At 34.3% G+C, this 8,234-nt stretch carries 8 protein-coding genes and 1 pseudogene; 8 read left to right on the plus strand and 1 reads right to left on the minus strand.

Annotated features, from left to right (window positions below):
• Positions 1 to 54: 54 nt before the first annotated feature.
• The 3 genes from AN964_RS09940 to dapF all read left to right on the plus strand — a co-directional run bounded on the left by AN964_RS09940 (position 55) and on the right by dapF (position 3,010).
• Entirely contained in the window at positions 55 to 381 is a 327-nt protein-coding gene (locus tag AN964_RS09940; RefSeq protein ID WP_055739526.1) for a four-helix bundle copper-binding protein, read from the plus strand.
• A gap of 290 nt (positions 382 to 671) precedes the next feature.
• On the plus strand, positions 672 to 1,913 hold the full coding sequence (locus tag AN964_RS09945) for an EAL and HDOD domain-containing protein (RefSeq protein ID WP_055739527.1): 1,242 nt from the start codon (positions 672 to 674) through the stop codon (positions 1,911 to 1,913).
• Between the two features lie 110 nt (positions 1,914 to 2,023).
• Positions 2,024 to 3,010: a diaminopimelate epimerase gene (gene dapF / locus AN964_RS09950; RefSeq protein ID WP_055741208.1), complete on the plus strand. Its 987-nt coding sequence runs from the start codon at positions 2,024 to 2,026 to the stop codon at positions 3,008 to 3,010.
• Positions 3,011 to 3,253: 243 nt separating this feature from the next.
• On the opposite strand, the gene AN964_RS09955 is transcribed toward dapF, so the two are convergent.
• On the minus strand, positions 3,254 to 5,083 hold the full coding sequence (locus AN964_RS09955; RefSeq protein WP_055739528.1) for a DNA ligase D: 1,830 nt from the start codon (positions 5,081 to 5,083) through the stop codon (positions 3,254 to 3,256).
• A 121-nt stretch (positions 5,084 to 5,204) separates the two neighbouring features.
• On the opposite strand from AN964_RS09955, the gene ku reads away from it, so the two are divergent.
• The 5 genes and pseudogenes from ku to AN964_RS09975 all read left to right on the plus strand — a co-directional run.
• Positions 5,205 to 6,038, plus strand: coding sequence for a non-homologous end joining protein Ku (ku, locus tag AN964_RS09960; RefSeq protein ID WP_055739529.1), 834 nt, complete (start codon positions 5,205 to 5,207; stop codon positions 6,036 to 6,038).
• A 197-nt stretch (positions 6,039 to 6,235) separates the two neighbouring features.
• Complete coding sequence (locus AN964_RS09965) at positions 6,236 to 6,883, plus strand: phosphatase PAP2 family protein (RefSeq protein WP_055739530.1); 648 nt, start codon at positions 6,236 to 6,238, stop codon at positions 6,881 to 6,883.
• Between the two features lie 152 nt (positions 6,884 to 7,035).
• A pseudogene (locus tag AN964_RS27055) lies at positions 7,036 to 7,125 on the plus strand (YjcZ family sporulation protein); the annotation flags it as partial.
• Between the two features lie 562 nt (positions 7,126 to 7,687).
• Positions 7,688 to 7,888, plus strand: a complete 201-nt coding sequence (locus tag AN964_RS09970) for a cold-shock protein (RefSeq protein ID WP_055739531.1) — start codon at positions 7,688 to 7,690, stop codon at positions 7,886 to 7,888.
• Between the two features lie 125 nt (positions 7,889 to 8,013).
• Positions 8,014 to 8,234, plus strand: a 221-nt coding sequence (locus AN964_RS09975) for a transposase (RefSeq protein ID WP_161809282.1), incomplete at its 3' end; no start/stop codon positions are given.

Consider the following 8,234-nt stretch of genomic DNA (forward strand, 5'->3'; position numbering starts at 1 on the left):
TCGAGAGCGTTCCATAATATTTCATATATTAAACTGTAGATGGAGGGTCTTATTATGAACGCAAATTATAAAGCCTGTTTAGAAGCGTGTTTTACATGCCTTGAAGCTTGTAATATTTGTTTCCATGCATGTTTGAAGGAAGAACATCCTGAAAAAATGACGAAATGTATTGAATTGGATAGAGAGTGTGCGGATTTTTGTAGTTTAGCAATTGCCTCAATGCAAAGAAGCAGTGCTTTTGTGAAAGAGATTGTCAGCATCTGTGCGACGGTTTGTGAAGCTTGCGGATATGAATGCAAAAAACATGATCATGAGCATTGTCAAAAATGTGCGGACATCTGCTTCCGGTGTGCAGAAGAATGCAGGAAATTAACTGCTTGAAGAGAAAGTATTATTGTAAAAATCAGAAGAGTCCATTATGATTAAATCCTGTGGCTTATAACAGGGGGCACTTCTTTTATTGCACTTGGGGATTTAAGTGACATTAATATTCCGGTTACTTTATTTTACAGTGTATATAAGTTTGATGATAAGAGTAATCCATGCGATTGCTCTTTTTTTGCCTTTTTTTACATGTTAGGTAAGCTATTCCGGCTATAGACTTTTGAACTATTCATTTGGTAATCTAAATAATAGAAATATAGGTTAGATGGTAAGTAAGGAGCGAAATAATGGAAGTTTTTGTTGCTAGGCAACCAATATTTAATCAAAAAGAGGATGTTTGTGGATACGAACTTCTATATCGTCAAAATAATATTAATGAATTTCCTAACATTAACGGAGATCAGGCAACAGCCGACGTTATTATTAATAGTTTTCTAAATATAGGAATTGATGATTTATCTTGCGGTTTACCATGTTTTATTAATTTTACGGAAAATCTATTGAAGCAAAAAGTTCCAACCTATTTTCGACCACAAGAAATTGTTGTTGAAATACTTGAAAACGTTTCCTTCACACATGAGTTGCTTGAAATATGTAAAGAGTTGAAGAGCTTTGGATATAAAATTGCCCTTGATGATTTTATTTTTCAACATCATAACCCGTATGTGAAACAAGTATTAGAGTATGTAGATATTGTAAAAATTGATTATCTGAATACTTCTCCGGCATTAAGGAGAACTTTAGAAAAAGTGGTAAAATCTTTGCACATTGAATTGTTGGCAGAAAAAGTCGAGACAAGAGAACAGTTTGAGGAAGCAAAAACAAAAAATTACAGCTATTTTCAAGGTTACTTTTTTAGTAAGCCTGTCATTGTTTCAACACAGGATGTCCCTGCTTCTTTTAGTTCCTATTTTCAAATTATTAATTATTTATCGGCTACTGACCCAAGCATTGAACAAATAGCAAAATTAATAGAACAGGATTTGTCTTTATCTTACAAACTATTAAAGCTTATTAATTCACCTGCCTACAGGCCGAAACATAAAATACATTCAATACGCCAGGCCATTGTTTTGCTAGGGTTAATTGAAATTAAAAGATGGATTTATGTCTTAGCCATTAGAGAAAATACCGGTTACCGAAAGCATATGCCAGAAGAACTCTTGCGATTATGCTTAACAAGAGCAAAAATGTGTGAAATGATTGCATTAAAGCTAGCCAACCAATTACCTGCTCCGAGTTATTTTTTAGTAGGAATGCTGTCTTTAATGGACGCTATATTATCTATTCCAATGGAAAATATACTAAAAAAGTTGTCTCTCGGTGATGAACTCTATGCTGCATTAAACGGAAAAGAGAATCATATGCGCAATGTCTTAAATTTGACTGTTGCAATAGAAAAGGCTCACTGGGATAAAGCAGATGATATATCAAACGCGCTTGGCTTAACACAGCATGCACTAATTTCTATTTACAAAGATGCATGTAACTGGACGGAATTAGTTTTAGCGGAAGACTTAACGGCTTAATTTTGTTGTATTATTATTGATAATAGAATATGTTTGTGGCAATGTAATATTAAATTAGAAATTCTAAATAAAAGTAGTTTGCTAATGGAAACAAACTGGAGGTTTCAATGGTGAATATTCAACTAAAAAAATGCCATGGTTCAAATAATGATTTTATATTGATTGATGAAATAACAAATTCATTCTCGTTTTCAGACCTTGATCGAGAAAATCTTGCTCTGGCACTTTGCGACCGAAATTCCGCTTTAGGTGCAGATGGAATCCTTTTTGTGATGGAAAGTGATGTGGCTGATGCAAAAATGAGGATTTTTAATGCAGATGGATCGGAGGCTTCCATGTGCGGGAATGGATTGCGTTGCGCAGGACGCTACCTCTGTGAGCTTTTACAAAAGGATGAAATAGTGGTCGAAACCTTAAAAGCTAATTTACAAGTTAAAAAAGCTGAATCCATTTTCAATCAAATTCCAACCTATCAGGTTGAAATTTCTCCGGTTCTATTTCAGTTAGACCAGCTTCCAATGAATCTAGCAAGAGAAACACTGTTTAACGACAAAGTTCCTGAACTCTCTGAGGAGCTATTGTTTTCTGCTGTTGCCGTTCCAAATCCACATCTTATTAGTTATGTAGATTCGGATACGATTAGGTCCAACATCCAAAAAAACATAGCAGAATATGTAAATGGACCAAATGATTTATTCCCGGACGGAGTAAATGTAAGCTTTGTAAAATTCATTCAAGAAGGGAAAATTTATGTTCGCACCTTTGAGCGCGGTGTAGGTTTTACAAATGCATGCGGTACTGCGATGTCTGCTTCCTCCTTAATTTCATGTCTGCTTAAATTAAATAGCTTTGAAGATGGAATTGAAGTATATACAAACGGTGGTAAGGTTCGCTGTGTGGTTCATGATTATAATGGAGAGTATAAAATTGATTTAATCGGAAATGCAACCTATTTATATGATGCAGAAATTAGTGTAGAAATTAAAAAACCCGAAAGCTTCACGATAGTTCAAAAATACGATTTACCAGAGCAAAAAGAATATGAGCAATTAGAAGCATACGTGAAAGAAGTAATCAATCAGGAAATATTAATATAATACAACCGGCAGAAATTTCTGCCGGTTATTTTAAAGGATAGGAAAGCATAAAATTTTTCAACATCTAAATAATTTAACAAGTTTAATCTTGTCTAGCGCAAGCAGCCATCGGCTAGCGGATTTCTCCGTCTCCTCCCTACGATAAGTCAACATCAGTTCGTGAACTACCTCACTGTGTTTCCTTTATCTCGAGCCTGCGACTACGAAATCCGTACGCCGATGAGCAAGGCGCTTCCGCTTTTCTTAGTGAGTATTCTTTAAGAATTGTAAAACAGGCTCAAATGGTTGAATATTCTTCGATCTAAAATAGGAGGAAAATGGACATTCTATTTCATTTAAACGTTTCAACACACTTTCCATCGTAAAATCCTCAGGATTCAATCCTTCATGCAATTCCCCCCAATATAGCGGGGTTGCTACTAACGCTTCTTTATTTCCGCGCATCGAATAAGGTGAGATAATTGTTTTTCCTTCAGCATGCTGGACAAAATCAATATACAATCGATTGTTTCGATGTTTTTTTAATCGTTCAATCGTAAATAAATTTGGTTCCTTTGTAATTAAAAACTGTGCTATAAATTCAGTAAATGAACGGGTATCTTCCCAAGTGTAGGTTTCCTCTTGAAGTGGAATATAAATCTGCAAGCCTTTATTCCCTGAAGTTTTCACAAAACTTATTAATTTTAATTGGTCAAATATTTCCTTCATCATAAGAGCGGCTTTTACAGCTAAATGAAACTCATTACGTGAAGGAGGGTCCAGGTCAAAAACAATTTCGCTGACAAATTTGCTTTTATTAACGTGAAAAGGTATATGATATTCAATTGCTAATTGATTTGCTAGCCACATTAATGTTTTTAAATCATTACAAACTATATATTCAATCCCTTCTTGGCGAAATGTTTCAATGAAAGACGGTGCATAATCAGGACAATTTTTTTGATAAAAAGGCTCTTCAGAAATTCCGTGCGGAAACCGTATGACAGTTAAAGTACGATTTTTTAAAAAGGGCAGCATAAAGGGTGAGATTTTCCTCATGTAGCGAACAAAATCCAATTTAAAAATTCTGTCTTCCCAGAGTGGTTTGTCTGGATGTGTTATTTGTATTTCTTCCGGAATAGCGATTCCATTCAAAACGAATTGTTCATATGTACAGTCCTCTGGAGTAAGGTCAAGACGAAATTGATGGAAATGAGGTTCTCTTAAGCTTTCTTCATACCATTCTAAATAATGGACATCAATGCAAATAGACGGACGGATTTTTAACAATCCCTTTGTATTCTCATAGGCATTTTCTTTTATAACCTGGTTAAGTGCTTGCTTTTGGTCTGGAGATATACTAAATAAGAATAAACCTAAAGGAATGATTTTGTTCTCGTTATAGACTCCGATATGATAATAACCATTATTGCTGTCATATGCAGTGATAAAACAGCTGACTTTTTTCCAATTTTTGATTTTTACCCAACTTTCCGTTCTTTTCCCAGCTTCCCATTTGCTTTCCAGTATTTTTGCCACAACCCCTTCACTGTCAAACGTAAATGCCTTATCTGAAATTTTCCTTACATTTTTATCGTATGGAACAAATTGCATTAAATTGGGATCTCCATTTGATGGATAGAGCGGGAAATTCAAATGTTCGAATAAAGCTTGAAGTGTTTTTTTTCTTTCTTCAAGGGGTTTGATTCTCATATTCTTTCCATTCATTTTTAAAAGATCAAAAACCAAGTAGCGAGCGGGTCTTGATTTTCCTCTTTCCATAATTCTTTCTTTTGAACGCATTCGTCCACGAATTTGTAATTGTCCAAAATTTGCTTTATTTTGATTTTCCAATATGACTAATTCTCCATCTAATATTAAGGGAAAATAATCTTTAATTGTTTCTTTATGAGAAAGAAGAAATTCCTTTATTTCAGGAAATTGCGGTAATAGATCCAGTTCATTCCGGCTCCACAGATACATATTCTTTTCATCCCACTCCAAAATGGCACGAAATCCATCATATTTTATTTCATAAACCCAATTCCTATTTTCCGGAAGAGTGGACTTTAAGGTTGGCAGCATTGGTTTCAAAGCATTTATCCTCCTTTAGAGGTAGTATTCCCTGTTTACAAGGTTTTTTCCAAAACTTTTAGGGAATGAAATTATTTGTTGAACGAACATTAAAAGTAAGAAGAAAAAGGGAGGGAGTTCAATGCATACGATTTGGAAAGGAAGTATTAGTTTCGGGCTTGTAAATATCCCAATAAAATTACATGCAGCAACGGAAGATAAAGATATTAAATTAAGATCCCTTCATAAAAAATGCCACACCCCGATCAAATATGAAAAAATGTGTCCGGTGTGTGAAGAGGAATTATCGATAGGGGATATTGTAAAAGGCTATGAAATAGCGAAAGGGAAATTTGTGATTTTAGAGGAAGAAGAATTGAATGAACTAAAACGTACGACAGAAGAAAAAGCGGTAGAAATTATTGATTTTATTAAAATGGAAGAGATAGATCCGATTTACTACGATCGAAGCTACTATATGTCCCCAAACGAGGGGGGGATAAAGGCATATGGTCTTCTTCGCAAGGCACTTATTGAATCAAAAAAGGCCGGGCTTGCTAAAATAGTGATGAGGTCTAAGGAGCAATTAGCTGTCATACGTGTTTTAGAAAACACTTTATTAATGGAAACCATTCATTTTCCTGATGAGGTAAGAAATGCTGCAGATGTTCCAAATGTTCCAGCTGAGGACCAAGTTTCAAAAAAAGAAATTGATACTGCCATTCTCCTCATCGATCAGTTGACTACAACTTTCGAACCGGAAAAATATACAGATGAATACAGATCAAAGTTAATGGAATTAATCGAATCAAAAAGAACTGGAAAAGAGCTTGTTACACCAAAAGAGAAAAAACAAGCGGCAAATGTTACAGATTTAATGGCAGCACTTCAAGCATCCATAGATAAAACAAAAATGAAAACAGAAGAAAAACCTAAGCCAAAAAAGAAAGCAACAAGAACGAAAAAAGCACAGTAAAAAATAGTGAAGACTGTTTTCGAATAGATTGTTTCTTTTCGTAAATTGTAATAAATTCGAATTATTTTTAGTTTCGTGGTGTTTTTTTAATCTCCAAAAGCAACATTGTTTAAGAAATGAGCCAAATTAAAAGACAGTTCATTATTAGAATTGTCTTTTTGTCTTATTATGTTAGGATGTAAATTAGAGGTGGAAGAATGAAAAAACGAAAAATTTATTTAGGAGTTTTTCTCTGTATACTATTAGTTATTTTTTCTTGGACGTTTTTGGAAATAGCGAATAATTTTGATGGAACGCAAATTCGTCACTTTGATCGAAGAATAATTGACTTAGTACAAGGACATATTTCCGACCGATTAACAACTATAATGTTATGGATAACTTTTTTTGGCTCTGTAAAAGGAGTAGCACTTATTACTTTTATTGTTTGTGTTTGTCTTTACATAACCCGCCACCGATTATTAGGTATGTACCTAGCAATAACAGTTGCATTAGGTGCAGGAGGATTTAATCAAATCTTAAAATTGATTTTTAAACGGGCACGTCCAGATATTCAACCTATTATCGCTGAAAGCGGCTATAGTTTTCCAAGCGGACATTCAATGGGTTCTATGATTTTATATGGAAGTTTAGCATTTATCCTTTTTAAAGCATATAACCGAATGTGGGCGAAAATTCTCGGCGTGGTAGTTGGTGTTGTGCTTGTTTTTATAATCGGAATAAGTCGCATTTATCTTGGAGTTCATTATCCAAGCGATGTACTTGGTGGATACTTGGCTGGTGCATTTTGGATATTAATTTGCATGATCGCATTTACTTATTTTGAAGGAAGAGGGAAAAAGTAAACTCTTGTGTTTATCTGTAAAGAACAGAAAAATGCTAGCTTCAAATATTTTGAATAGGCTATGGTACATTATAGCCCAATTTAGTTATTTTACACGACAAACAACCTCCTTTTGAATACTGTATAAGTGACTATAAAAAAGGAGGTAATTCTATGGATGGCGCAGTAGGTGGATATGCTGGAGGATTCGCGTTTATCGTAGTATTATTTATTCTTCTTATCATTGTAGGCGCAGCATACATTGGTGGAGGATATGGTGGATATGGTTACGGGGGATACGGTGGTTTTTGGTAAAATTATAAATATGCCCCCGAAATAAATTTAGAAAATCAATTATACAAAATAGGCATCTGTCCTCGGGTAGATGCTATTTTGATTGAAAAATTCGGCATAGGGTTTATGTTGTTAAACATGGATTTTCGGTTTTTTTCTTGCATTTTAGCGTGAAATGTTATATTATAAGTAAGAAATTATAAGTTTTCAGTTATTGCTAATTTTTTTCCTTTTCCGCTTTTAGATAATATACAATTCAGCTGGCGCGATCGGCGGAGTCGCAAGGACGAAAGAGAGGTAGGGCTTTCGTTGTTTTGGAAAACATCTATTTAGTTTTACTGATAATAAATGAGATACCTCGTTTTATATATAGTTTAAATTTTTTGTTCGATCTGAATTATGGAGTTATGGATTCACATGTTATAAAGAGTAACTACTTTTTTTGGTGTGGATACTCTTTATAATATGTGAATTTTTATTTACTGCGTAAATATGAGTAACATATTAAAAAATTTTTGGAGGTTGTCTATACATGACACAAGGTACAGTAAAATGGTTTAACAGCGAAAAAGGATTTGGATTCATTGAAGTAGAAGGCGGAAACGACGTATTCGTACATTTCAGTGCAATCACTGGCGAAGGCTTCAAAACTTTAGAAGAAGGTCAACGTGTAGAATTCAATATCGTTGAAGGACAACGCGGACCACAAGCTGATAACGTAGTAAAACTTTAATTTTTGAAATAAAAAAGCTGCCAGTATTGGCAGTCAGACTGTAGACAAACTCGATGAAGATCGAGCTTGCCTACAGTCTTTTTTGTTTTAAAATATAAATAGAAATAATACTTGGGGTGATGAAGATGCTTTCAAAACATAATTCCATTCAACGTGATCAAGTAGAAATGATCGCTTTAGACCAGTTGGTTCCCGAAAATCATTTAGTCCGAAAAATGGAGGCAGCGATTGATTTCTCTTTCATTTATGATTTAGTGGAAGAAACATATTCCGCAGTTGGACGCCCAAGTATTGATCCCGTGATCTTGATTAAACTTACCTTTATTCAATATACATTTGGCATTCG

This window comes from Heyndrickxia shackletonii (assembly GCF_001420715.1).
Taxonomy (GTDB): Bacteria; Bacillota; Bacilli; order Bacillales; family Bacillaceae_C; genus Margalitia; species Margalitia shackletonii.

Bases quoted from the DNA above. Each gene is read 5' to 3' on its own strand.
- AN964_RS09940 (WP_055739526.1), top strand. From the start codon at position 55: ATGAACGCAAATTATAAAGCCTGTTTAGAAGCGTGTTTTACATGCCTT.
- AN964_RS09945 (WP_055739527.1), top strand. From the start codon at position 672: ATGGAAGTTTTTGTTGCTAGGCAACCAATATTTAATCAAAAAGAGGAT.
- ku (WP_055739529.1), top strand. From the start codon at position 5,205: ATGCATACGATTTGGAAAGGAAGTATTAGTTTCGGGCTTGTAAATATC.
- AN964_RS09965 (WP_055739530.1), top strand. From the start codon at position 6,236: ATGAAAAAACGAAAAATTTATTTAGGAGTTTTTCTCTGTATACTATTA.
- AN964_RS09970 (WP_055739531.1), top strand. From the start codon at position 7,688: ATGACACAAGGTACAGTAAAATGGTTTAACAGCGAAAAAGGATTTGGA.